21 protein-coding genes are annotated in these 24,010 nt (G+C 69.2%); 2 read left to right on the forward strand and 19 right to left on the reverse strand.

The annotated features are described in order from the left end of the window. Positions 1-219: 219 nt before the first annotated feature. The 7 genes from WMF11_RS14050 to rpmH all read right to left on the reverse strand — a co-directional run bounded on the left by WMF11_RS14050 (position 220) and on the right by rpmH (position 6,040). Positions 220-1,410, reverse strand: coding sequence for an FHA domain-containing protein (locus WMF11_RS14050; RefSeq protein ID WP_437908919.1), 1,191 nt, complete (start codon positions 1,408-1,410; stop codon positions 220-222). A gap of 281 nt (positions 1,411-1,691) precedes the next feature. Then, on the reverse strand, positions 1,692-2,045 hold the full coding sequence (gene rplS, locus WMF11_RS14055) for a 50S ribosomal protein L19 (RefSeq protein ID WP_437552348.1): 354 nt from the start codon (positions 2,043-2,045) through the stop codon (positions 1,692-1,694). Between the two features lie 333 nt (positions 2,046-2,378). Next, entirely contained in the window at positions 2,379-2,942 is a 564-nt protein-coding gene (locus tag WMF11_RS14060; RefSeq protein ID WP_231864816.1) for a protein jag, read from the reverse strand. Then, entirely contained in the window at positions 2,935-4,719 is a 1,785-nt protein-coding gene (gene yidC / locus WMF11_RS14065; RefSeq protein WP_437552349.1) for a membrane protein insertase YidC, read from the reverse strand. The genes WMF11_RS14060 and yidC overlap by 8 nt, the downstream gene beginning before the upstream one ends. 156 nt (positions 4,720-4,875) lie before the next feature. Next, complete coding sequence (gene yidD, locus WMF11_RS14070; RefSeq protein WP_437977822.1) at positions 4,876-5,259, reverse strand: membrane protein insertion efficiency factor YidD; 384 nt, start codon at positions 5,257-5,259, stop codon at positions 4,876-4,878. 75 nt (positions 5,260-5,334) lie between these two features. After that, a complete protein-coding gene (gene rnpA / locus WMF11_RS14075) occupies positions 5,335-5,880 on the reverse strand; it encodes a ribonuclease P protein component (protein WP_437908921.1) in 546 nt (181 codons plus the stop codon). A gap of 10 nt (positions 5,881-5,890) precedes the next feature. Continuing rightward, positions 5,891-6,040, reverse strand: coding sequence for a 50S ribosomal protein L34 (gene rpmH / locus WMF11_RS14080; protein WP_061605775.1), 150 nt, complete (start codon positions 6,038-6,040; stop codon positions 5,891-5,893). Positions 6,041-6,407: 367 nt separating this feature from the next. Here rpmH and WMF11_RS14085 point away from each other — a divergent pair, with 367 nt between their 5' ends. Further along, positions 6,408-8,093 (forward strand): OmpA family protein, encoded by a 1,686-nt coding sequence (locus WMF11_RS14085; protein WP_437908922.1) that lies wholly within the window; start codon positions 6,408-6,410, stop codon positions 8,091-8,093. Positions 8,094-8,371: 278 nt separating this feature from the next. Here WMF11_RS14085 and WMF11_RS14090 read toward each other — a convergent pair whose 3' ends face one another. The 10 genes from WMF11_RS14090 to WMF11_RS14135 all read right to left on the reverse strand — a co-directional run bounded on the left by WMF11_RS14090 (position 8,372) and on the right by WMF11_RS14135 (position 21,181). Next, positions 8,372-10,522 (reverse strand): thioredoxin domain-containing protein, encoded by a 2,151-nt coding sequence (locus WMF11_RS14090; RefSeq protein WP_437977823.1) that lies wholly within the window; start codon positions 10,520-10,522, stop codon positions 8,372-8,374. Between the two features lie 67 nt (positions 10,523-10,589). Beyond that, positions 10,590-11,915 carry a beta-ketoacyl-[acyl-carrier-protein] synthase family protein gene (locus tag WMF11_RS14095; RefSeq protein WP_437908924.1) on the reverse strand — a complete coding sequence of 442 codons (1,326 nt, stop codon included), beginning with the start codon at positions 11,913-11,915 and terminating at the stop codon, positions 10,590-10,592. 37 nt (positions 11,916-11,952) lie between these two features. Then, positions 11,953-12,828, reverse strand: coding sequence for an acyl-ACP desaturase (locus WMF11_RS14100; RefSeq protein ID WP_437908925.1), 876 nt, complete (start codon positions 12,826-12,828; stop codon positions 11,953-11,955). Next, positions 12,825-13,076 carry an acyl carrier protein gene (locus WMF11_RS14105; RefSeq protein WP_437281439.1) on the reverse strand — a complete coding sequence of 84 codons (252 nt, stop codon included), beginning with the start codon at positions 13,074-13,076 and terminating at the stop codon, positions 12,825-12,827. Before WMF11_RS14105 ends, WMF11_RS14100 begins: the two co-directional genes overlap by 4 nt. 3 nt (positions 13,077-13,079) lie before the next feature. Beyond that, a complete protein-coding gene (locus WMF11_RS14110) occupies positions 13,080-13,964 on the reverse strand; it encodes a class I SAM-dependent methyltransferase (protein WP_437552357.1) in 885 nt (294 codons plus the stop codon). Then, positions 13,951-15,774: a fatty acyl-AMP ligase gene (locus WMF11_RS14115; protein WP_437977824.1), complete on the reverse strand. Its 1,824-nt coding sequence runs from the start codon at positions 15,772-15,774 to the stop codon at positions 13,951-13,953. Before WMF11_RS14115 ends, WMF11_RS14110 begins: the two co-directional genes overlap by 14 nt. A 521-nt stretch (positions 15,775-16,295) precedes the next feature. Continuing rightward, positions 16,296-17,372, reverse strand: coding sequence for a DUF4340 domain-containing protein (locus tag WMF11_RS14120; protein ID WP_437908927.1), 1,077 nt, complete (start codon positions 17,370-17,372; stop codon positions 16,296-16,298). A 27-nt stretch (positions 17,373-17,399) separates the two neighbouring features. Next, entirely contained in the window at positions 17,400-19,244 is a 1,845-nt protein-coding gene (locus WMF11_RS14125; RefSeq protein WP_437552360.1) for a GldG family protein, read from the reverse strand. A 9-nt stretch (positions 19,245-19,253) separates the two neighbouring features. Then, entirely contained in the window at positions 19,254-19,988 is a 735-nt protein-coding gene (locus WMF11_RS14130) for an ABC transporter permease (protein ID WP_437552361.1), read from the reverse strand. Positions 19,989-19,993: 5 nt separating this feature from the next. Then, positions 19,994-21,181, reverse strand: coding sequence for an ATP-binding cassette domain-containing protein (locus tag WMF11_RS14135; RefSeq protein WP_437977825.1), 1,188 nt, complete (start codon positions 21,179-21,181; stop codon positions 19,994-19,996). Between the two features lie 375 nt (positions 21,182-21,556). Between WMF11_RS14135 and WMF11_RS14140 the strand changes: the two genes are divergently transcribed. Further along, positions 21,557-22,804 carry an aspartate kinase gene (locus WMF11_RS14140; protein WP_437329235.1) on the forward strand — a complete coding sequence of 416 codons (1,248 nt, stop codon included), beginning with the start codon at positions 21,557-21,559 and terminating at the stop codon, positions 22,802-22,804. Between the two features lie 115 nt (positions 22,805-22,919). Here WMF11_RS14140 and WMF11_RS14145 read toward each other — a convergent pair whose 3' ends face one another. Both WMF11_RS14145 and WMF11_RS14150 read right to left on the reverse strand, forming a co-directional pair. Beyond that, positions 22,920-23,312, reverse strand: coding sequence for a DUF4150 domain-containing protein (locus WMF11_RS14145; RefSeq protein ID WP_437717505.1), 393 nt, complete (start codon positions 23,310-23,312; stop codon positions 22,920-22,922). A gap of 31 nt (positions 23,313-23,343) precedes the next feature. Further along, on the reverse strand, positions 23,344-24,003 hold the full coding sequence (locus tag WMF11_RS14150) for a DUF3540 domain-containing protein (protein WP_437977826.1): 660 nt from the start codon (positions 24,001-24,003) through the stop codon (positions 23,344-23,346). Positions 24,004-24,010: the final 7 nt, after the last annotated feature.

Here is a 24,010-nt window from a genome sequence, read left to right on the forward strand (position 1 = left end):
CGGGCGAGTCGCGTCATGAGAGGGAGTCATGCGTGGGGATCTCCAGCGGGCGCGAGGGAGCCGAGGAGCGCTCCCTGCGCGAGCGGGGCGGCCGCCGCGCGCTGGCGGCGGCTATCCGGTTGGTTTTCACGCAGCCTGGCGGGGCGCCAGGTGCCGGTCGAACGTCGCGGGGGAAGGGGGGCCAGGCTCGGCAACGCCTCTCCTCGTGCGATGGGCCCGTCAGGCCCGCGCGGCCACGCTGAGCAGGATGACGCTGAACCCGCCGAAGCGGATCTTGTCGCCATCGCGCAGCTCGCGTCGGCCCTGGAAGCCGATCGCCTCCTCGTTGTGGAATGTCCCGTTGGTGGAGCCGAGGTCGGCGAGGACGATCCGACCTCCGTCGATCTCGACCGTCGCGTGATGCGTCGAGGTCGTCCCATGCGCTATCTCGATGTCGACCTTCTGCCCTGTCTCGGCGCGGCCGATGATGTTCTTGCCTTGCCAGAGCGGCCAGAACCTGCCGAGCGCGTCGTCCTGGAAGCTGACGAGGAAGCCGGCGAGGGTGCGGCGGCTCTCCTGCCCCGCGGCCCTCGGCGGCGCCGGCGTCGGCGGGCGCACCGCGGGAGGAGGCGGGATGTACGCGGGCGGCGGGCCCGGCGGGGCGATGTTCTGCTGTGGCTGCGGCGGCTCGCCGTAGGCTCCGCTGCCGCTCGCCTGCGGCATCGGCGGCGGCGCGGATGCCCCTTGCTGGTTGGGCGCATAGGCCGTCTGGTTGAAGGGATCGCCGCTCATCTGGATGCCGTCGAGGGCGATCGGGTGGCCTCCTTCCATGCAGAACGAGCCGCCCGCCGGGATCGCGTGCCCCTGCACGCAGCGCGCGCCCTGCGGCTGCGGGGGCGGACCGAACCCAGGCTGCGGGGGCGGGCCGAAGCCGGGCTGCGGGGGCGGGCCGAAGCCGGGCCGCGGGGGCGGAGGGCCGGGATAGCTGCCCTGCTGCTCCGGGAAGCTCGGGGCCGAGCCATAGCCGCCGCCCGGCGCGCCGTAGATCGGCGGCTCCGGCGGGAACGGCGGCGGCTTCAGCGGCACCGGAGGAGGCGGCTGGGGCGCCCCGTAACCACCAGGCTGCGGCCCGAAGGGCGGAGGCGGACCGAAGCCGGCCGGGCCGCCCTCGGGCGCCGGCGGGAACCCGGGAGGCGAGCCTGGAGGAGCCCCGAAAGGCGCCGGCGGGGGCGGACCAAAACCGCCGCTCGGCGAGCCATAGTTCGGGGGAGGCTCGGGGGGCGCCCCGAAGCCCGGAGCAGGAAACGGCGGAGGAGGAGGCGGCGGAGGAGCCCCGAACGCTCCAGGCCCGGACGGGGTGAGCGGCGAGGCGCACACAGCGCAGAATTTATCGGCGGGGGTCGCGGGCGCACCGCAACGCGGACAGAGCATGGTGATCCTTCTCGGGTTTCGCGGCGCCGGGGCACCGCCGCCGCGAGCATACCGTGGCCGCTCGGCCGAGGATCAAGGAAGAAGTATGCGGGAACCCTTGCTACAGGCCGGCAACGCGGCGCGTGCGCACGCATGCAGGCGTCACCGCCCAGCGCGCAGCTGCTTCCGCGCTGTGCCATGGATGCTTGCGCGCGCGCGATCGAGCCAGGGAGCCGGCTGTCCCCCTGGCAATCTGCGCTGCGGGAGCGCTCTCCTCGCGGCCGGTGTGCCGGCCGGCGGGATCAATCCTTTGCGTCGCGGACGCGAGCGGCCTTGCCTGCCAGGTTGCGCAGGTAGAAGAGCCGCGAACGGCGGACCACGCCGCGCGAGACGATCTCGACCTTGTCGATGCGGGGGCTGTGGAGGAGGAACATGCGCTCGACGCCGACCGTGAAGCTCACCTTGCGCACGGTGAAGGTGCTCCGGACCCCGGCGCGGTGGCGCTTCAGAACGACACCCTGGAACACCTGGATGCGCTCCTTCTCGCCCTCGACGATCTTGTAGTGGACGCGCACCGTATCGCCGACCCGGAAATCCGGGATCCCCTCGCGGAACAGGGGAGCTTCGATCTTCGCGAGGATGTTCGAGGTCTGCATGGTCGGTCAATCCTTCAAAGGGTCGGGGATCCGTCTTCGCGGTCCCGTGCCCGTGCTCAAGGGGGGCTGGGCCGCCGCCGTTCGTGGGCTGCGTCCGGCGGAGCGGGGGCCGCGCGCGGCCCTCGTGCTTCACGCGATGAACGCAGATGGAACCCGGTTGCGGTTCCGGGAGAACATGGGCGCGAGCGCGTGCCCGCGCACCTCCCCGGGGGGTACCGGAGAGGTGCGGCATTATGCATGCGGGCGATCCGGTGTCAACGCCGGCAGCGGCGCAGTCGCGCAGTCGCTCTTGATGCGCGCGTCTGGTGCGCGTTTCCTGCCGGGCCTACTGCCTCAGCGGCGAACGGGGATGATTTGCACGCGGCGGGCCTCTCCCTCGCCGTCGCTCTTGGTGACGACGCCCGGAAACTTCGCCAGCGCCAGGTGGACGACGCGGCGGTCCTGCGGGTTCATCGGCTCGAAGGTGATGATCTTGCCCTCCTCGACTGCCTGCTTGCCCAGCCTGCGCGCCATGGAAGAGAGCGTGTCCTCGCGCCGCTGCCGGTAGCCCTCGGCGTCGATGATCACATGACGCCGCTTCTTGCCGGGCCGGTTGATCACGCGGTTGGCGAGGAACTGCAGCGCCGAGAGCGTCTGCCCCTTCTTGCCGATCACGCGGCCCGCGTCCTTCCCCTCGATCTCGAGCCGGATCTCCTCGGGCGGATCTTCCTCCTCGTTCTCGAGGAGGTCGACGGTGCAGTCCATGCCCATCGCCGCGAGCACATCGATGACGAAGTCGAGCGCGACGTCGGCGCGCCCATCCTCCTCGAACTCGGCCGCGTCGCCAGCGCCCTGCGCCTCGGCATCGACATCGACGTCCGCTGCGTCGATTCCCCTTTCGGCAACTTCACTATCCACGGACACGTGCTTTTCCCTTTCCGAGAGCAGGGGCCGACTTGTCGTCGTCGCCCGGAGTCTTCTTCATCGCGGATTGGGGCTCCGCGCTCGCGACCTCTCGCACCTGGATGCCGCCGGCCCGTTCGTTCTTCGCCTTCAGGTAGCGCTCGACGAGCACCTGCTGCCCGATGCCGAGCCAGGTGTTCGTCAACATGTAAACGCCGAGGCCGGCCGGGAGGAAGAGCATCATCGCGGTGAAGATGCCGGGCATCAGGTACAGCATCATCTTCTGCTGCGCCGGGTCGCCCTGCGGGGGCATGAGCTTCTGCTGGATGAAGCTCGAGCCGCCGAGGACGATGGGAATGATGAAGTACTTTCCCGGGGCCGACAGGTCCGGAATCACGGGGCCGAACGGGGTGTGGTAGAGCTCCACCGCGGTCTGGAGCGCGGTGTAGAGGGCGAACCATACCGGCATCTGGAGCAGCATCGGGAAGCAGCCGACGACCGGGTTCGCGACCTTGTTCTTGCGCCAGAGCTCCTGCATCGCGAGGCCGCGCTGGGCGGCGTCGTCCTTGTACCTCGCGTTGATCTCATCCATCTCCGGCTTGAGCTTGCGCATCGCCGCGGCGCTCTTGATCTGCTGGATGCTCAGCGGGAAGAGCAGGAGCCGGACCGTGATGGTGAGCAGGACGATCGCCCAGCCCCAGCTGCCCACGGCGCCGTAGAGGACGTAGAGGTACGAGACGAGGAGCTTCGCGATCGGCGAGAACCAGCCGAGGTTGATGACCTCGCTCGCCCCGTGGTCCACGGCGGCGAGCAGCTCGCGCTCCTTCGGCCCGGTGAAGGACAGGAGCTTGTAGGTCACCGCGCCGCCGGGCGCGAGCTCGTGCTCCGGATAGGCGAGCCGCGCGCGATAGACGTGCCCGAAGCTCGGGTCCTTGCTTTTGTCCTGGAACTTCGATGTATCCCAGACGTCCTCGATCTGCGTCTCGGCCGTGGGCTGCCCTGGCCCTTCCAGCGGGATCGCGATCTTGCTGAAGTAGCTGCTCGAGACCGCGGCGAACCGCGCGTTGCCCGGGGTGCGCCGCCAGCGCTCGGCGGTGAACTCCGGGTCCTTGAAGTCGCCGGGCTCGAAGGCGTCGGGGAGCTGACGCTCGGTCTTCTGGTCGGTCGCGGCGACCGTCTCGGTGATCCACTCGGAGATCAGGCCGAGATGGCCCTCCGTCTCCTTCTGGGTCCGCCACGCGGTCTGCTCGACGGCGAGCCGGTGCTTGCGCGGCTCCTGCGCGAGGTTCTCGACCGTCATCTGCACCGAGAGCTCGAAGGGACGCCCCGTGGCCGCGACGACCTTGGTGAGCCTCGTCGCGCTGTCGGCGTAGGTGAACGTGCAGCTCTTGCCGTCCTGCGCCGAGAGCTTCCAGTCGAGGTCGTCGAACGGCACCTGCTGCGCGCTGCCGCCAGGCAGGTGCAGGTCCGTCCTGAGAGGCATCCGCGACTCGAGCGAGGTCGTCACCAGGTCCATCGGCCTGCGCTCGCCGTTCCCCGTCGTGTATTTCGGGTCCGTCATCCAGAGGTGCCGGAGCGACCCGCCTTGCGTCGACAGCTCAGCCTTGAAGCGATCTCCGTCGATGACGCACGTCTCCGCGGGCGCGCGCTCGGCGGGGGCCGTGCTGTCGTTGACGTCGAGCGGCTGGAGCTGCGGCGCGCCCTCACCGAAGAGGAGCGGCTTGCCGAACTGGAAGAACAGGATGATGGCGAGGCCGAGGAACAGCCATTTGGCGATATTGCTGCGTTCCATGAAGTCCTTCGTCGATCCCAGGATCTCGAGCCGCGCCCTTCGCTGCGGGCGTCTCGTGACGCCTCACGAGCCTGCCCAGGGTCGCTCCGTGCGGGCTCCGCTCCGCGGCGTGTCGGGCGCCGTGCCGCAGGGGGCCTTGTCGATGGCCGAGCGGGATTAGTCCATGAGGGTGACCCGGCCGCTGAAGCCCGCTCGACAAGGGGATGAGGCGCGCGAGGCGAGCTCCGCGCCAGTAGACGAACTGCGTGTCGTATCCCGCGGGTCAGCGTCCCGTTGACGCGGCATCCGGGCAGCCGCGGCACGGCGAAGACGAGGTGGTGGCGGAGGGTCGAACCCGCCTGGATGAAACGGGTGACACCTACACAGTCGCTTGAGCGAAAGCAAGCTCCCCCGGAGCGCCCCATGGTCCACGATGCAGGCGGCGGCGTAGCGCGAGCAGGAGGGCTCGAACCGACAGACCGGGCCCATCAACGCCACGATGAGCCTGGAGAGCGTCATCTGGTAGGCGCGGATCAGCGCGAGGAGGAGCGTCGCCAGCATGCGGTGAGCCGTGAGAGAGCGAGGAGCTTGGGGCCCAGCGCACCACGGCGCAAGGTATGCCGCGCCATCTTCCTTCTAGCCGTCGGTCGGGTCAGTCTGGTCTGGCGCGGGCGCTGGCGGATCGCCTGCGCTGCGCTCGGCCATGACCTCCGTTCGCGCGCGCGACGCGGCGGTGAGCGCCTCCTTCGCCCGGCGGCGGAGCACCGGAACCACGCCACGAAGCTCCGTGAGGACGTCATCGAGGCCGAGCGAGCCGGCGCCAGTGCGGAGGATCACCACGATGTCGACGCGCTCAGGGAAGAGCTCGGGGAATCTCCGGAACGCCTCCCTGAGCAGGCGCTTCGCGCGGTTGCGCGCCACAGCGCCGCCCACCTTGCGCGAGGCGACGAGGCCCAGGCGAGGCGCCCCCGATGGGACAGGCGCGGCAGCGCTCTTCGTGCCGCGGGGGGCCTCGCCGCGAGCAGCGCCCTCGGTGGGGGCCGCCACGAGGATCAGCAGGTGGCGGGTGCTGACGCGATGACCACCGTTCTGGATGCGGACAAATTCTGCCCGCCTGCGAATGCGGCGCTCGCGCGGGAACGTGGAGGAGGACGCCGACGAGCGCGGTTGCGCTGGCGCCATCACCGCCGCGTTACTTCTTGTAGATGCTGGGCGCGAGCCGGGCGCGGCCCTTGCGGCGGCGGTTGTTGATGACCTTGCGACCGCCGGCGGTCGCCATACGCGCACGGAAGCCGTGGGTCCGGGCGCGGCGGGTGTTATGGGGCTGGTAGGTGCGCTTCATGGCTGGTGGTCCTTCGGTCTGGAGCGCGAACGGCGGCATCCTGGCCGCACGTCAAGCGGGCGCGCAAGAAAGCACGGCATTTGGCCCAGGTCAACACCAGACGACGTGGTGATGCGCGGTTACGCGTACGGTTACGCGTACGGTTGCGCGCACGGTTACGCGCGTTGCCCACGTTCGCCGTTCTCTCTCACCTTTCTAGAGGCCTGGGTTAGCGTGTAGCCTCCGATCGACCGCAACGGTCGTTCAAAAGCGGGTCACAGGAGGGAATTTGACGCGCACCGGAGGACATGAGGGGGAAAAGCAGCACGCGCCCGCACGGGGCGTCAAGCGACGCGCGCTGGCGGCTGCTGCGGCGGGAGCCTTGTTCTTGAGCGCGCTCCCTGTGAGCGCGCAGACGAGAACGTTCTACCTGGACCGGCTCTACATGGCCGGCGCTCCCGACGACTCGATCGCGCTCTGGCGACCGCAGGTGGCGCCGGAGACGCGCTTCTTCGGGCAGTTCGGGCTCGGCCTCGGCCTCAATCCCTTCCGGGTCGAGAACATGCTGAATGACGAGCAGGCCGCGGGGCGGTTCAGCAGGGAACACGGCTCGCCGGTGTCCTCGCAGCTCATCGGCTACTTCAACGGGGGCGTCGAGCTGCTCGACCGCTTCTCGCTCCAGGTGGGGCTGCCGATCATCGCCCTCCAGACGAGCAACCCGACGAACGACCCGAGCGTCGTCGGCGCGGAGGACGCGGCGAGCCCGTCGACCGCCGCGCTCATGGACATCCGGCTCGACGGGCGGGCGATCCTGTACCGCACCGAGGATCGCTTCTTCAAGCTGGGCGCCAACGCGACGGCGTGGGTGCCTACCGGCAGCAAGCTCTCGTTCTCGGGCGACAACGCCGCGAGCGCGATGATCGGGCTCTCGGGTGAGATCGATCTCAAGTCGATGTTCTTCGTCCTGAACACCGGGGTGCACTTCCGTCCGTACTCATCGCTCAACGACTTCACCGTGACGAACGAGTGGAGGTGGGGGATCGGCGGCTTCCTCCCGCTGCGGAACGGGGCGCTGCGGCTCGGCGCGCAGATCTTCGGATCGACGGGCCTCGGCCGCGACACGACGTTCACCGGCGACAACACGCCGCTGGAGTGGATGGCCGAGGGGCGGCTCGCGCTCGATCAGCGGAAGAAGGGGTGGCTCGGGGTCGGCGCCGGGACGCGGCTGTCGGGCGGCTACGCGCCGGATTTCCGGATGGTCGCGGTCGTCGGCTACTCGTTCGGCATCAAGGATGTCGAGCCCGTGTCTCCCGGCAGGCGCTTCCAGGCGGTCCCGCCGCGCGCCGCGGATACGGACAAGGACGGGCTCCCGGACGACATCGATCTCTGCCCGACCGATCCCGAGGACGGCAAGCCGCCGAACGCCGACGACGGCTGCCCGGCGCTGCCCGATCGGGACGGCGACGGCATCCCCGACACCAGCGACAAGTGCCCGGATCAACCCGAGGATTTCGACAAGATCAACGACGCCGACGGCTGCCCGGAGGACGACGCCGACGAGGACAGCATCCCGGACGCGAAGGACGCCTGCCCCAAGGAGCCGGGCCAGCCGAGCCCCGAGCCGACGAAGAACGGCTGCCCGCAGTTCATCCGCCGCATCACGGGGTCGAGCGAGATCCAGATCCTGAAGCAGGTGCAGTTCGCGACCGGCAGCGCGAGGATCCTGCAGAACAGCTACAGCATCCTGGACGAGGTCGTCCGGCTCTTGAAGGTGAACCCCGAGATCACGCTCGTCGCGATCGAGGGCCACACCGACAACCGGGGCTCGGACCAGCTCAACGAGAAGCTCTCGAACGATCGCGCTCACTCGGTCAGGACGTACCTGATCGAGCGGGGCGGCATCGATCCCGCCCGGCTCACGGCGGCGGGCTTTGGTCCGAAGCGGCCGATCGACGACAACAACACCGAGGCCGGGCGCCAGAAGAACCGGCGCGTCGAGTTCCACATCCGCGAGAGCAACACGGGCGGGAACAAGGCTGGCGGCGACAAGGGTGGCGGTACCGTCACGCCGTAGGTGGCCCATCCGGGCGGCGCGCGCGGGAGCCCTGCTGTGCGTGGTGCTCTCGTCGGCGTGCCGCCCTGAGCAGGGCACGCCTTACCGCTGCAGCTGCACCTTCGTTACCGACTTCGACGATGACTCGAGGCTCGACGTGGAGGTCTGCGCTCCGAGCGACGCCCGCGCCGAAGGCGTCGGACGTGGATGCGCGCAGACCCATGCGCCGGGCCCGGTGTCTGGATGCACCTGCGGAGGCGCGCCGGATCGCGGCCCGTGCGAGCTCGGCGCGTGCCGCGTTACGCCAGCAGCGCCTTGAGTTCGGCCGCCGTCCTGACGGGCGCCGAGCACGTCCGCCCGCGACATGCGTAGGCGACCGCCCCGTCAGGGCGCGCGGGCTTGCCCTCGGCGACGACCTTCACCGCCGCGGCGCTCTCCGGCCGAGCCGGGTCCACGAACACGATCGCCCGGTTCGGCAGGTACGCCTTGAACGCCTCGCGCGCGAGCTCGGCCGCCGACGCCGAGCCCGCCTCGCCGACCACAACGACCGTCACTGCGCCGCGGGTCAGGCGGTCGAGCACGCACACGGTCTGGCCGAGACCGAAGGCGTTCTCGAGCGCCGTCGGCGCGAGGACGTCCAGCTGCCGCTCTGCCGGTGAGCGGTAACGCTCGTCGGCGATCTCGGAGAGGCGCAGGCAGAGGAGCGCCGCCATCGAGGCGGCCGAGGGCGCGGCCTGGTCGTAGATGTCCTGCGTGCGCGCGATCAGCGCGTCGCCGTCGTCCGGCGTGAAGAAGAACCCGGGCGCGGCCTCGTCCCAGTGGTGCGCGATCATCGCGTCGGCGATCGCGCGCGCGACGTCGACGTAGCGCGGGTCGGAGGTGGCCTCGTACAGGTCGAGCGCCGCGTTCCCGAGGTACGCCTGGTCGTCGAGGAACCCTTGCCGGACGTCGCGCACGGCCGCCCCGGAGCCGCCTTGCTCGCTCTTCGCGCCTGCAGGCGCGCCGTCCTTGAGATAACGGCCGACGCGGCCGCCGCGGATGAGCTTCCGCTCGAGCAGCGCAAAGGCGCGCGCCGCGGCGTCGACCCAGGCGGGCTCGTCCAGCGCGCGGCCGGCGTCGGCGAGCGCCCCGATGACCAGCCCGTTCCAGCTCGCGAGCACCTTGTCGTCGCGCGCCGGTCGAGCCCTCGCGTCGCGCGCCGCGAGCATCGCGACCCTGGCGCGCGCGAGCGCATCGCGGCACCGATCGAGGTGGGTCGAGGCGGCACCTGCCGCGCCGTCGTCGATGACCGCCGCGGCCTGCTCGAGCGTGCGGTGCTGCGAGAGCACCGTCGCGCCGCTGTCCTCGAAGTTGCCCTCCTCGCTGATGCCGAAGACGAGGCGGGCCACGTCGTACGCGAGCTGATCCTCGCCGACGGCGTCGCGGAGCTGATCGAGCGTCCACACGAAGAACTTGCCCTCGCGCCCCTCGGAGTCGGCGTCCTGCGACGCGTAGAAGCCGCCCTCCGGGTCGCGCATCTCGGCGAACAGGTAGCCGACGATCTCGCGCGCCGTCTCGGCGTAGATCGGCTTCTTGAACGCGCGGAACCCGTCGGCGTAGAGGCGCAGGAGCAGCGCGTTGTCGTAGAGCATCTTCTCGAAGTGGGGCACGAGCCAGCGCTCGTCCGTCGAGTAGCGGTGGAAGCCGCCGCGCAGGTGATCCCAGATGCCGCCGTCCCGCATCCTGTCCAGCGTGAGCTCGACGCCCTCCGCCGCGACGCGATCGCCCTCCAGCGCGCCGCGGCGGAGCAGCACGTCGAGCGCCATCGTGTTCGGGAACTTCGGCCGCGATCCGATGCCGCCGTGGCGGGGGTCGAGGCGCGCGAGCAGCTGCCGCGACGCGCGCCGGAGCAGATCGGACGACGCGGGCGCGACGACGCCTGCAGCGCGCGCCGGCGCGCGCTGAGCGCGCTCGATGGCCTCGGTGATCTCCTGCGCCTGCTGCTCGACGTCGTCGCGCCGGTTCCTGAAGGCGTCGGCGATCTTGTCGAGCACCTTCGGGAAGCCGGGCATGCCGAGCGCGTCCTTCGGCGGGAAGTACGTGCCCGCGAAGAAGGGGCGCTGATCCGGGGTGAGGAACACCGTCAGCGGCCAGCCGCCGCTCCGGCCCATGAGCTGCACGACGAGCTGGTAGATGTGGTCGAGATCGGGCCGCTCTTCCCGGTCGACCTTGATGTTCACGAAGAGGTCGTTCATGTGCCGGGCGATCGCCTCGTCCTCGAACGACTCGCGCTCCATCACGTGGCACCAGTGGCAGGCGGCGTAGCCGATGGACAGGAGGATCGGCTTGTCCTCTCGACGAGCGAGATCGAGCGCCTCGGCGCCCCACGGGTACCACGCGACCGGGTTGTGCGCGTGCTGCAGGAGGTACGGCGACGACTCGCTCGCGAGCCTGTTCTTGTGGGCTGCCATGGGCCCCACGTAGGGCCGGGCGCGGGGGGCCGCCAGCCGTCCGCCAGCCGTGGCGCGGTCGCCGGCGCTACGCCCGCTCCAGCACCAGCGCGCAGTTGTGCCCGCCGAAGCCCGCCGAGCACTTCACCGCGTGACGCAGATCGACCGCCCGCCGCTCCCTCACGACGTCCAGGGAGCACTCCGGATCGAGCTCATCCACGTTGATCGACGGGTGCAGCAGCTGGTCGCGCAGCGAGCACACGACCGCGATCGTCTCGACGGCGCCGGCGCCGCCGAGCAGGTGCCCGATCATCGACTTGGTCGCCGAGATCGGGATGCGCGCGAGGCGCTCGCCGAACACGCGCCGCAGCGCGAGCACCTCGGCGGCGTCGCCCTGCGGCGTCGAGGTCGCGTGCGGGTTGATGTAGCCGATCGCCTCCGGCGCCGTGCCCGCCCTGGCGAGGGCGCGCTCCAGCGCGAGCGCGAGCCCGAGCCCCCCCGAGTGCGGCCGCGTGAGGTGCTCCGCGTCCGTGGTCATCCCGAAGCCGGCCACGACGGCGAGCGGCTTCGCGCCGCGCGCGAGCGCGTGCTGCTCCTCCTCGAGCACGAGCGCGCCTGCTCCCTCGCCCATCACGAAGCCCTGGCGGCGCCGGTCGAACGGGCGGCTCGCGCGCGCCGGGTCGCCGTCGACGGCCCTGGCGAGCGCCTTCGCATTGCCGAACCCCGCGACGGTGTTGAGCCGCGTCGCGGCCTCGGCGCCCCCCGCGACCATCACGTCGGCCTCGCCCGCCTCGATCATGAGGGCCGAGGTCGCGATCGAGTGCGTGCCCGTCGCGCACGCGCTCGCGAGGTTGTACGACGGCCCCATGAGCCCGTAGCGCATGGAGATGAGCGCTGCCGCGCCGTTCGGCATGACCCCCGGGATGAAGTAGGGCGACACGGCCCGCGGACCGCGCGCCGCGCTCCTGCCGACCTGTTCTTCGAAGATCTCGACCGACCCCATGCCCGTGGACATCAGGCACCCGACGCGGGTCCGGTCGATGCCGCTCGCCGGCGCCGCGGCGGCGAGCGGCGCGCCCTGTGCCCGCGCGCCCGCGCGCTCCGCCGCCTCGTCCTCCGCGCCTGAGGCGCGCTCGATCGGCACGATGCCGGCCTCGCGCAGCGCCTCCACCGCGGCCGCGAGGCTGAAGTGGGTCACGCGGCCATAGATGTCCGCCTCCTTGGGCGACAGGTACCTCCCGACATCGAACCCCTTCACGCTGGCTGCGATGTCGCTGCGGAGCCTGTCGACGGGGAAATCGCGGATGTAGTCCACGCCGGATCGGCCGGCGAGGAGGTTCTGCCAGGTGGTCGCGACGTCGTTGCCCAGCGGGCAAACGGCGCCGATCCCGGTCACGACGACGCGCCTTCGCATCGGACTGCTCTTGCTCGTTGGGGGGGAGGTGGAAGGTTCAGGCGGACAGCGCCTGGGGCGCAGTGTTGTCCAGGTTGGGAGCGCTTGCGAGGCCCTCGATCGAGGGGTCACGGCGCTCACCGCCGCGGCGAAGATCGAGCGCGGTGCGCTGGGCGGCGAGCATCTCGTGCCGGTTCACGCCGAGGTACTTGAGGATCGGCATGTAGACCTTCTGGATGAACACGTTCCGGTCGACGCCGGCCTCGCGCATCTTCAGGATGCGCGAGTCGTAGTCCGGGACGATCCCGACGCCGGGCATCTCGAAGTTCGCGAACACGTGGGCCATGTCCGCGAGCGTCCCCGGCCGGTCCTCCTCGAGCAGCACCTTGACGACGCTCTGGTAGAAGCGGCAATGGGCGATCTCGTCGCGGGCGATGTAGTCGTAGATCGTCCGCAGGCACTCGTCGCCCTCCGTCGCGGCCCGCTCCCGGTGCTTCACGTAGATGACGAACGTCGCCATCTCCTGCACGCAGCCGTAGAACGTCATCTGCCGCGGCGTGTGGAACGGGAGGTCCCACTTCTTCGCGAAGATCTGGTGCTGCAGATCGCTGAGCTGCTCCTCCGTGCGCTTTCCGGAGCGCAGGAGGTACTGCATCAGCGTGAGCGAGTGCTTCGACTCTTCGTAGGCCCAGTTGGCCTGGAACCACGCCTGGCCGAAGTATTTCCGCACGAGGTTGATGCCGTTCGCCACGTAGTCGGGCAGGTACATCTCGACCGAGCAGAAGGTCTCCGCGCACAGGGCGAGCTCCTCGCTCGCCTCCTTGTTCACGCGCTCCCACGGGATGTCCTGGAAGACGTTCCAGCGGCGCTCGCGCTCCGCCTTCTCGAAGAACGTCATGTACTCCTGGAAGATCTTCTCCTCCAGCCGGCTCATACGATCGCCTCCAGCCGCTCTCCGACCTTCTTGCAGAGGTCGCCCACCGTGATGAGCTCGACCAGATCCTCGTCCGGAATCATGATCCCGAGCTCGGTCTCCATCTCTCCCACGATCTGCATCATCGAGAGCGAGTCGATGCCGAGCTCCGTGATCACAGACGCCGCGGTGACATTGGGGAACTCGCGCTTGTCCACCCGGGCGGCAACCGTCTTGAAAATCTCGAGCAGATTGGTCTTGTCCGTCATGGTTCAGTCGATCCTGCGAAGCTCGTATTGAGCGAGGGAGCTGTAGTGCTTGTCGAACGCGTTCACGCACGTCGACAGGTAACGATCGTAGTCGTCGAAGACCTTGTCCCCCCACGTCGACCGGATGGTCTTCTCGTTCAGCTTGAGGCGGCGGAGCCACTCCGCGGTGGTGCGCTGGTAGTGCTCGCGCCGCGTGTTGACCTGCATCACCTCCCAGTAGGGGTTCGCCGCCTGGATGATGTCCTCGAGCCGAGGGTTCAGGCCGCCGGGGAAGATCTCCTTCGTGACGAAGTAGATGTCCTCCAGCTCTTTCCTCGTGCCGGCGGGGAGCCCGCCCCAGGGCGTCATCCGCGGCGTCCGGTTGCGGAGGATGGTCTGGAGGCCGAACCAGGCGCCCTTGTTCGTGAGCTCCCAGGCCTTCTTGAAGTAAGCCCGATAGATGTCGATCGCCTTGCCCTGGCGCGCCTCCTCCGGCGAGCACAGGTGATCGATCATGCAGATCGAGATGAGGCTGTCGAACCGCTCGGCCGTCGCGAAGGTCCGGAAGTCGCCGCCGACCACCTCGACGCCGGGGATCTTCCGGGCGTTCACCTCGGCGGCCTGCGCGGTGGACAGGGTGACGCCGACCGCGCGCGTCACGCCGCGCGCCGTGGCCACGTACTCGAGCGCTGCGCCCCAGCCGCAGCCGATGTCGAGCACCTTCTTCCCGGGCCCCGCCTTGGCGAAGTCCGACAGGATCCGGAGCTTGTTCAGCTGCGCGGCCTCGAGCGACTGCTCGGGGGACTCGTAGACGGCGCAGGTGTAGTTCATGCGCTCGTCGAGCCAGAGCCTGAAGAACTCGTTCGAGACGTCGTAGCTGACCTCGACCTCGGCCTTACTGGATCCCATCGATGACTCCTTCGACACGTGCCGGGGCGCCGCCCGCGCGGCCCCCTTCGGTTCGCGACACAGGGCCGCCCGCGCGGACCACGTCGCCATGGGGAGAGGGCGTCGCGCCCTCGTCAATGTCCGAGGCGACCTCGAGCTCGCCGGCCTCGAAGCGCCGCTTCATCTCGCGGCGCCGCACCTTCCCGCTCGACGTCTTCGCCAGCGTCCCCCGCTTGATCAGCGCGACCTCGGACAGCTGCACGCCGAGCTGGGAGCGCACGGCCTGGGTGATCGCCTGCGCGACGCCGGCGACGCTCCGCTTGGCCTCGGCGACGACGATCGCGCGCTCGGCCCCCTCGGCGGTGAGGCACGAGAACGCGACGCAGTGGCCGTCGCGCACCCCCTCGACGGAGGACGCGATGCGCTCGATGTCCTGGGGGAAGTAGTTCTTGCCGCCCAGGATGATGAGGTCCTTGGAGCGGCCGCACAGGTACACCTCGCCGGCGACCGTATAGCCGAGATCGCCTGTCCGCAGCCAGCCCCCTCCGAACGCGGCCTCCGTCGCCTCTGGCTCGTTGAAGTAGCCGGCGGCGACGCTCGGGCCGCGCACCCAGATCTCCCCGACCTCACGCGGGCCGAGCGGCGATCCGTCGGGGCCCGCGACGATGAGCTCGTGGCAGGGGAGGGGGCGACCGCAGGAGACGAGCTCCAGCGACGCGCCGCCGTTCGCCGGCCACGCCTTCCCGGCCTGCATCGCCTTCGCGTCCACGCGATCGGTGGTGAGCGGGGCCTTGAGGTCGCTGAACGTGATCGCCAGCGTGGCCTCGGCCATGCCGTACGAGGGAAGGATGCTCTCCGGGCGGAGCCCCCGCTCGCTGAAGCGGCGGAGGAACGCGCGGAGCACGTCGGCCTGGATCGGCTCGGCGCCGCACCCGAGCGCGCGCACGCAGGAGAGGTCCCAGTTGCCCGCCTGCGCGTCGGTGACGGCGCGCGTGGCGAGGGCGAAGGCGAAGTTCGGGGCAAAGGTGATCGTGCCGCGGAACCTGTGGATCGCGTCGAGCCAGAGCGAGGGGCGGCGGATGAACGCCGTCGTCGGCAGGAACATCACCGGCACGAGCGCGTAGAGCGGCGCGATGACGAAGCCGATGAGCCCCATGTCGTGGTAGAGGGGCAGCCAGCTGACGCCGCGATCTTCCGGCGTGGAGCGCAGCCCGTCGAACATGATGGCGTGGCTGTTCACCGTCAGGTTGCGGTGGGTCACCATCACGCCCTTCGGCCGCGAGGTGCTCCCCGAAGTGAACTGCAGGAACGCGAGGTCGTCGAGGGACACGCGCCAGGGCTCGGCCGCGTGGGATGCCTCGGACGCGTCGAACCCATCGCCAGCGCGCAGATCGCGCTCGAGGACGACGCGTAGGCCTGGCAGGGCCTCACGGCTCTCTCCGTTCGCCGCGAGGTAGGCGTCGATCATCTCCTTGAGCTGCTCGTTCGTGACGAGCACGCTGGCGCCTGACGCCTCGAGGATGTGCTGCACCGTCTCGCCGTACGCCTCGAGCTTGGCCAGCGACTGCGGCGGGTACATCGGGACGGCGACGATGCCTGCCGTCAGCGCGCCCACGAAGGTCAGGACGAACTCGTCGGCCTCCGTCAGGATCAGCGCGACGCGGTCGCCCTTGCGGAGCCCGAGCTTGCGAAGCGCGTACGCTCGGCGCTTCGCCTCGAGCCAGAGCTCGGCGTAGCTGATCGCCCGCTCCTCCCCGGAGCTGCGAACGAACGTGACTGCGCGGTCGGCGTGCACCGAATTCTGCTGAAGGACTTCGACGAACGTGCGCATAGGCTCTCTGGCGGCTCAGGTCGGCCGGACGTAGTGATCCGTCCGCTAAGGACAGCGGGGGGCCTGAGTGAGCGCAGCCATAAGCGAAAATCGAGCCAGGGCAAACAGAAAACACGGGAATCCAGGGTTTGGGCTTGATTCCGCCGTGAACGCCTCTGATTCCCCCGGGCGCGAGGGTCATAGGTGACGAAAAATCGTGCGCAGAGTGCGTCGAATATTCGTCACATCGGCCCCTGAGTGCGAATCGAGGTTCGCGTGACGCGAGAGCCACACCGGGCCGATTGGATTGCATCGACCCAGGTTGAGGTTGCCGGCGCCGACCCAGGTTGAGGTTGACGCCGACCCAGGTTGAGGTTGCCGGCGCCGACCCAGGTTGAGGTTGACGCCGACCCAGGTTGAGGTTGCCGGCGCCGACCCAGGTTGAGGTTGTCTCGCCGGCGGGGCTTCGGGAGGCGGGCGCACAAAATGCAAGGAGGCGCCGGTCTCCCAGCGCCTCCCGCTCTCACACGCGACGTCGCCTGCTACTCGCCGTCGTCCAGGCCCATGTGGCCCGCCGCCTCATCTTCATGGGCGTCTTCGCCCTTCTTGTCGTCCTTCTTCTCGGTCTTCTCGAACCTCTTCGGCTCTGCGAGGGCCCAGTCGGCCGACCACGACGACAGGACGTAGATCGTGCCGTCGCCGCCTTCCTTCGTGGCGTAGCGGCTCGACCCCTTCGCGGTCTTGCCCACCTTGACGGTGAAGTCGCCCGCGTTGTCCTTCAGCTTGATCGTGATGATGCCGCCGTTCGAGGCCGCCGCGTCGAGCCCGGTGTCCGACTTCTCGTCGCCGAAGTCCTCCGCGCCGAGGTTCTTGTAGGCGCGCAGCAGGTCCTTCACCTTGGCCTCGTCGAACTTCTCCCACTTCGCGGAGGCCGCGCCCAGCTTGCCGCCCTTGTCGCGCGGAGCGAACGTGCCGGCCCACTTGTCGTCGTTCTTCGAGAAGCTGAACAGGCCGTTCTTGTTCTCGACCGAGACCTGGATGGCGTTCTCGTCCTCGAACTTGAGGATCGACGTCTCGCGCCAGTTCTTCGGCTCCCGCGTGTAGAGGTAGCTCGAGTAGCCGCCCGCGACGTAGACGCCGTCCTGCCCGTCGACGCGCGCCATCTGCCCGCGCGAGCCGCTCTTGCCCAAGTACAGGTCGAGCGCCTTCTCCTCGCCCTTGTACGCGACGACGTGGACCGCCTTCTCGTCGGTGAGCTCGTACTGAGGGTACGTGCCGCTCGTCCGGTCGATGACCTCCTTCAGCTTGAGCTCCTTCAGGTTGTCGAGGAGGCTCCGGACGTTCGCCGCGTTCGCCTTGGCGTTGACGGGCTTCGTGACCTCCCACGTGTCGCCCTTCTTCTCGAGCGTCACGTCGGACTTGTCGGCGTTCTTGATCGAGATCTTCGTGACCTTCTCGACGTCTTCCTTCGAGACCCCCACCTTCGGCAGATCCGCCGTGGCGGCGGTCGCCGAGTGCGCGGCGAGCTCGTCCTTCTGCTTCTTCTGCGTGAAGTACACGCCGAGGCCGAGGAGCGCGAGGACGGCGAGGGCGATGTAGATTCTGTGCTCGGTCTTCATGGCTCTTTCACCCGATGGGGCTCTGGCTCAGTCGAGCGTGATGTTCTCGCGGGCGCTCTCGCGACGCCGCCACCGGATGAGGCCGAACACGGCGAAGAGCGCCGCCGGAAGGAGCGTCAGCGTCCACTGCACGCGCTGCTGCACGGTCTTGCGCTCCGCCCGGTACTCCTCGGCCTTCTTGGCCAGGGTGGCCTCGTCGTCCGTGGCCTCCTGCTTCGGCTTCTCGATGCCCGCGTAGGTCAGGTTCGTCTCGCCGAACATCTTCGCGGTCGCGGCGAGCAGCGTGCTGTCCCCCGCCATCCAGTCGAGGGTGTTCTTGAACGCCAGGATGGTGGCGGTCAGGTACTTCTGCGCGTACGGCTGCGAGAGCATCAGGAGATCCTCGTCGCCGCCCATCCCGCCCATCATCGCCATCTGCGGCGGCATGGGGGGCGGGTTGCCCGAGCGGGCGAACGGGTTCGCGAGGAACTGCGACGCCGAGAGCACGAGGATCCGGCCCTTGTCCGCGCTCTCCGCGGGGGCGCTGATCCCGAGCCCCTCCTGGCCGCCGAAGGCGCTCTTGAGCTTGCCCTCGACCGTCACGGCGATCGCGCGCTGCGCGTACTCGCCCTTCGGCTTCCAGTCGGCCGAGAACTTCATGTCGATGGCCTCGGACACGTCGACCGTCGTCTTCGGCGTCGAGCGCGCGACGACCTTCATCGTCGCCTCGGGCTGCTTCTCCGGGTGCGGCACGAGGGTCGACGGGAAGGGGAAGGCGAGCTCGGGGAGGCGGAAGAAGCCGGGGAACGACGAGTCGAGGATCTGCTCCTTCTCGTCGAAGCGGCTGTCCTCCTGGAGCTGGAGGATGCCCGGCGCGCGGAACCACATCATCTGGCCCGACTGCGTCTGCACCGGGATGGCCATCGAGCGGCTCCAGTCGAGGATCGCCTCCTTCTTCATCTCGACGCCGTAGCCGTCGAGCAGCTTCTCGAGGCCCCAGGTGTTGAGCGACGCCTTCATCGCCGGGTCGGACGCCTTGAGGTTCACCGCGCCGGCGAACACGGCGAGCGCCTTGTTGCCGAGCATCATGAACTGGTCGATGCGGCGCAGCTCCTTCTCGGTGAACTCCTTGCCCGGCTGCGTGATCACGAGGCCGGCGAGCTCCTTGTTGATCTCGCTGTCGCCGCCCTTCAGGTCGACGTCCTCGAACTTGTAGAACGGGAAGTGGTGCTCGAGCAGCGCGCGCATCGACGGGCCGCCGCCCCGGCCGCCCTGCGACGCGACGAGGTTCGCGTCGGTCAGCTTGATCTCATCCTTGCCGGTCACGACGCCGATCTTGGTGTCGATGGCGTCCGCCTTGTCGCGGATCTCGCGGATGGTGTTCGTGATCCAGAACTCGAGGCCCTGCGCCTGGTCCGGCGAGAGCATCGGGATCGCCTCCTTCTCGCTGCCGTACTTGAAGGCGATGCCCATGAACCCGCGGGTGATCGTGGCCTGATCCTGGCCGGTCTCGCTCCCCTCGCCGAAGGCGGCCTCCTGCAGGCCCGCCTCCTTGGCGGCGGCGCGCTGCTCGTCCGTCTTCGCCTCGATGATCGCGTAGTGGAGCTTGCCGTTCGAGGCCTGCTCGTACTCGTTCATGAGGTCGGTGAGGTCCTGGATGAACGCCTCGTGCTTCGGGAGCCCCCGGGTGACGTAGACGTCGATCTGGAGATCCTGCTTGAGCCCCTCGCGGACGAGGTGGGCCGAGCCCTTCGAGAGGGTGAACCTCTCGGTCTTCGTCATGTCGAAGCGCTTGTAGGCGCCGTACGAGATGACGTTGGCCGCCACGAGGATGGCGGCGACGATGGCCAGGTAGACGCCTGTCTGCGTCGCGGCTTTGGCTTTCCGTTCCATGGTTGGTCCTTACGCCCACTTCCTGCGCTCGAGCGCCCTGAACGAGGCCATGAGGCAGCCCGCTGTGATCGAGAGGAAGAAGACGATGTCTCGGGTGGACACCATGCCGCGCGCGAACGGCGTGAGGCGGGTGTCGAAGCTGATGAAGGAGAGGACGTCGCGGAAGAGCGACGGGGCGTAGTCGGCGAGGTTGTCCACGCCGTGCAGGAAGCCGAGCACCAGGAAGGTGATGAAGAACGCGATCACCTGGCTGTCGGTCAGCGACGAGATGAGGAGGCCGATCGACACCGCCGCCGCGCTGTAGAGCACGAGGCCGATGTACCCCGAGAGCACCGGCCCGCTGTCGAGCGCGCCGAGGTGCCAGGGCCACACGAACATCATCAGCGGGTAGAGGATCGTCGAGAAGACGAGCACGAGGACGAGCCCCCACGCGCCGAGGAACTTGCCGAGGACGACCTCGTGATCCTGCACGGGCAGGGTGATCAGCATCTCCAGCGTGCCGCTCCGCTTCTCCTCGGCGAGGAGCCGCATCGTGATGACGGGGATGATGAGGAAGGAGAGCCCTATCGGCGCCCAGCTGAACAGCTGCACGAGCGAGGCGCGGTCCGCCTGCCAGAAGCCGCCGTTCATCAGGAAGAAGATGACGCCGAGCGCGATCAGCCCGAAGCAGATCACGACATAGGCCAGGGGGGAATCGAAGTTGGAGCGGAACTCCCGCTTCGCGATGGTCAGGGTGGTGCTCATACCGTTCAGCCCTTCTTCTTGGCGGGCGCTTCTTCCTCTGCGCCTTCGTCCTCGCCGCCGTCGCCGCCGTCCTTGGCTTCGTCGCCGGCGCTGTCGTCTTCGTCGTCCTCGTCGTCCTCGTCGTCGGCCGACGCGCTCGCCTCGTCCTCGTCGTCGAGGTCGTCGGTGATCAGCTTGCGGCCGCGGTCCTTGCGCTCGTCGCCGCGCGTGAGCGCCTTGAACACGTCCTCGAGGCTCTGCGAGTCGCGCCGCATCTCGAGGAGGAGCCAGCCCTTCTGCACGACGAGCTGGAAGAGCTCGGGCCGGATGTCGCCGCCGAGCGCGCCGAGCAGCTGGAAGCTGTGGGCGCTGTCGCCGGTCGGCAGCTCGGTGACGCTGGTGACCCCGGGCAGACCGGAGAGCGCCTCCTGGACCTCCTGGGCCGTCGGGGGCTTGCGCGCGCCCGACCGGTAACCGTCGCCGCCCTCGAAGACCTTCTTCTCGTGGACGGTGACGACGTACCGGACCTTGCCGCTCTTGGCGCGGATCTCGTCGAGCGGGCCGTCGGCGACGACGCGCCCCTTGGAGACGACGATGGCGCGGGCACAGGCGGCCTCGACCTCGGACAGGTTGTGGGTGGAGAGGAGGATCGTCCGCTCCTTGCCGATCTCCTTGATGTAGCGGATGACCTCCGCCTTCTCGTTCGGGTCGAGATCGCTCGTCGGCTCGTCGAGGATGAGGATCGGGGGGTCGTGGACGAGCGCCTGGCCGAGGCCGACGCGCTGGCGATAGCCGTGAGAGAGCGTGCCGATGTCCTTGCCGAGCACCTGGGCGAGGCCGCACACCTCGACGATCCCCTTCATTCGCTTCTGGAAGAGCGATTGATCGAGGCCGCGCATGTCGGCGACGAACGAGAGGTATTCCCAGACGTTCATCTCGCCGTAGAGCGGGGCGCGCTGGGGCAGGTACCCGAGCTTGCGCCGGACATCGAGCGGGTCGTCGAAGACGTCGTACCCGTGGACCCGCGCCGTCCCGGCCGACGCCGAGAGGAAGCAGGTGAGGATGCGCATCGTCGTCGACTTGCCGGCCCCGTTCGGTCCCAGGAAGCCGACGACCTCGCCGCGATGGACCTCGAAGCTCACCTTGTCGAGCGCGCGCAGCGACCCATAGCGCTTGGTCAGCGAGCTCGCCTCGATCATCACATCGCTAGCCAAAATGACCTCCTTAGATGGTTCCTTGAGAAGCGGAGCGCCCGGCTCCGTCGTTCGCCCCTGGCGATCCCCCCCGCACTGACCAGAGGGCGCGCCGTTGTGGCACCCTGGATCACCCATTACCCAGGCGAAAGGCGGCGCCATCGTAGCGGCGGGTGGATCTCTGTCAACAGCGCCGACCCGAAGCGGCTGAACCTGGGGTTTATTCCCGGCGATCGCGGCTGCTCCGGGCACGGTTGTCCGGGCTATCCCCGGTTTGACGGCGTCGCCGCGGTTCCTCCGCGGCGTGTCGTGCGTGGGACGGGCTCGCCCGGCGCGCGGCTGCCGAATTTGTCCTTGACCTGGGCGTCTGTGTTGGACTAGTTGGCCACACCTCGCGTGAGCCTCATCGTCCAGAAGTTCGGCGGCACGTCCGTCGGGTCCATCGAGCGCATCCAGCGGGCGGCCGCGCGGGCGCTCGCCACACAGCAGGCCGGTCATGACGTCGTGGTCATCGTCAGCGCGATGTCCGGCGAGACGAACCGGCTGCTCAAGCTGGCGTCGGACATCGCGCCCGTGCCCGACGCGCGGGAGATGGACGCGCTCGCGGCGACCGGCGAGCAGGTCTCGGCCGCGCTGATGGCGATTGCGATCCAGGCGCAGGGGGGCAAGGCGCGGAGCTTCCTTGGCCACCAGCTGAAGATCCTGACGGACAGCGCCTATACGAAGGCGCGGATCAAGGCGATCGACGCCCAGCGGCTGCACGAGGCGCTCGCCGGGGGGAAGATCGCGGTGGTCGCCGGGTTCCAGGGCGTGGACGACGCGGGCAACATCACGACGCTCGGCCGAGGCGGCAGCGACACGAGCGCCGTGGCGATCGCGGCGGCGGTCGGTGCCGAGTGCGAGATCTACACGGACGTCGACGGCGTTTACACAACGGACCCGAACATCTGCAAGACGGCGCGGAAGATCGAGCGGATCAGCTACGAAGAGATGCTGGAGCTCGCCTCGCTGGGAGCGAAGGTCCTTCAGATACGGAGCGTGGAGGTTGCGATGAAGTACGGTGTCCCGGTGCATGTGCGGTCATCGTTCTCGGACGTGCCGGGCACGTGGGTCGTCAGCGAGGAGCAGTCTCTCGAGAGCGTGACGGTGACGGGCGTGGCGCTCGACCGGAACGAGGCGCGGGTCATGCTCGTCGGCGTCGACGACAAGCCGGGCGTGGTGGCACAGATCTTCGGCGCGCTGGCCGAGGAGAACATCAGCGTCGACATGATCATCCAGAACGCGCCGAGCTACGGCCTGGAGACGCGCGGCACGTCCGGCGAGGTGAAGGCCGACGTCACGTTCACCGTCGGCAAGGCGGATCTCCCGCGGGCGAAGCTCGTGATGGAGAAGGTCGCCAGCGCCGTGCGCGCGATGAGCATCCGTTACGAGGAGGACATCGTGAAGGTGTCGATCGTCGGACTCGGGATGCGGACGCACGCGGGCGTGGCGGCGCGGATGTTCCAGCTGCTCGCGGCGGATGGGATCAACATCCAGGCGATCTCCACGAGCGAGATCAAGATCTCGTGTCTTGTCTCGACGAAGTACGCCGAGCTGGCCGTCCGTGCGCTGCACGATGGCTTCGGGCTCGGCGGCAAGGCCTGACCGAACCCGTTCTACCGTCGTGATGCGCTCGCCGTGAGCGGCCCCCGACCCGGTCGGTGAGGCTGCTCGCGGCGTGTGCCCCTGATACGGCCCGTGCGGTCGCCGCGCGGGCCCCTCAGGGCGCCAGCATCAGCACCTTCACCTGACTCGGCACGACGCGCACCCCGGGGCAGTTCGTGCTGTTCTGGAGCGACATGCTCGTCAGCCTGCTCGCCGGCATCCCGCGGATCAGCACCGAGAATGCCCCGGTCAGGTGGCGGCTCGGCCCCATCACCGTGCCCGACGCGACCCCCATCGCGACGCCGGCGTTGTCCCCGTTGGTCAGCGGGATCGTCGTCGCCAGGTTGTGCGCCGGCGCGGCCATGAAGAGCACGTTGTACACGGCCGGCACGCCCATCGGCCCGGCGGCGATGTTGGGGTAGGGCACGGGCACCGGCGCCGGGGTCGGCGTCAAACACACGTCCGGGAGCCCCATGTCGATACCCATCATCTGCGAATTGGCAAACATCGCTGTTCTCCTCCCGTTCCTCTCGTGAGGCTCAGCCGAGGTGGATCTGCGCGCCGTCGAGCTTGACCAGCTCCTCGGCCGTCACGAGCGTGTTCTCGCCGCGCAGGCTCATGTTCTTCTTCGCCACGTAGTCGACGCGCTCCGCCCGGAGTTGCTCGAGCTCCTCGACGAAGCGGTACACCCGCTTCAGCCGCTGCGTCACTCGCTCGAACGACGCGTCGAACGCCGCCGCTTTGACCTTCGCCTTCTCGATCTCGGCCTGCACCGCCGTCCCGAGGTACGACAGGCTCTCCACGAGGAGGCTGCCGCGGCGCGCGTTGACCTTCAGCTCGCCGGCCACCACCCCGACCTCCTTGCCCGACGCGAGCGTCACGCCCTCGGCGGCGCCGAGCACGAACCGCCCTCTCGGCAGCTTCACGTGCAGGTCCCCGTCCAGCACCACGCAGAGGTCGCTGCCCTGCCGCTCCAGCACCGCCAGGATGTAGGCGCCGCGCTCCGGCAGCACCGAGACGAGCACCACGTCGCCCGCCGCCGGCTCCACCATGCAGCTCACCGCGCGGCGCGCCTCGAGCTCGGCGGAGCCGGTGGCCACCACGAACGCGCCGCCCGCGGCGCGCACCACGCGCCCCGCCTCCTGCTTCGCGGCCTCGGGCTCGATCGTCTCGATCTTCCTCGCAACGTTGTTTCGCACCGCGCCT

The sequence above is a fragment of the Sorangium sp. So ce295 genome (genome assembly GCF_051527405.1).
In the GTDB taxonomy this organism is placed as follows: domain Bacteria; phylum Myxococcota_A; class Polyangia; order Polyangiales; family Polyangiaceae; genus Sorangium; species Sorangium cellulosum_B.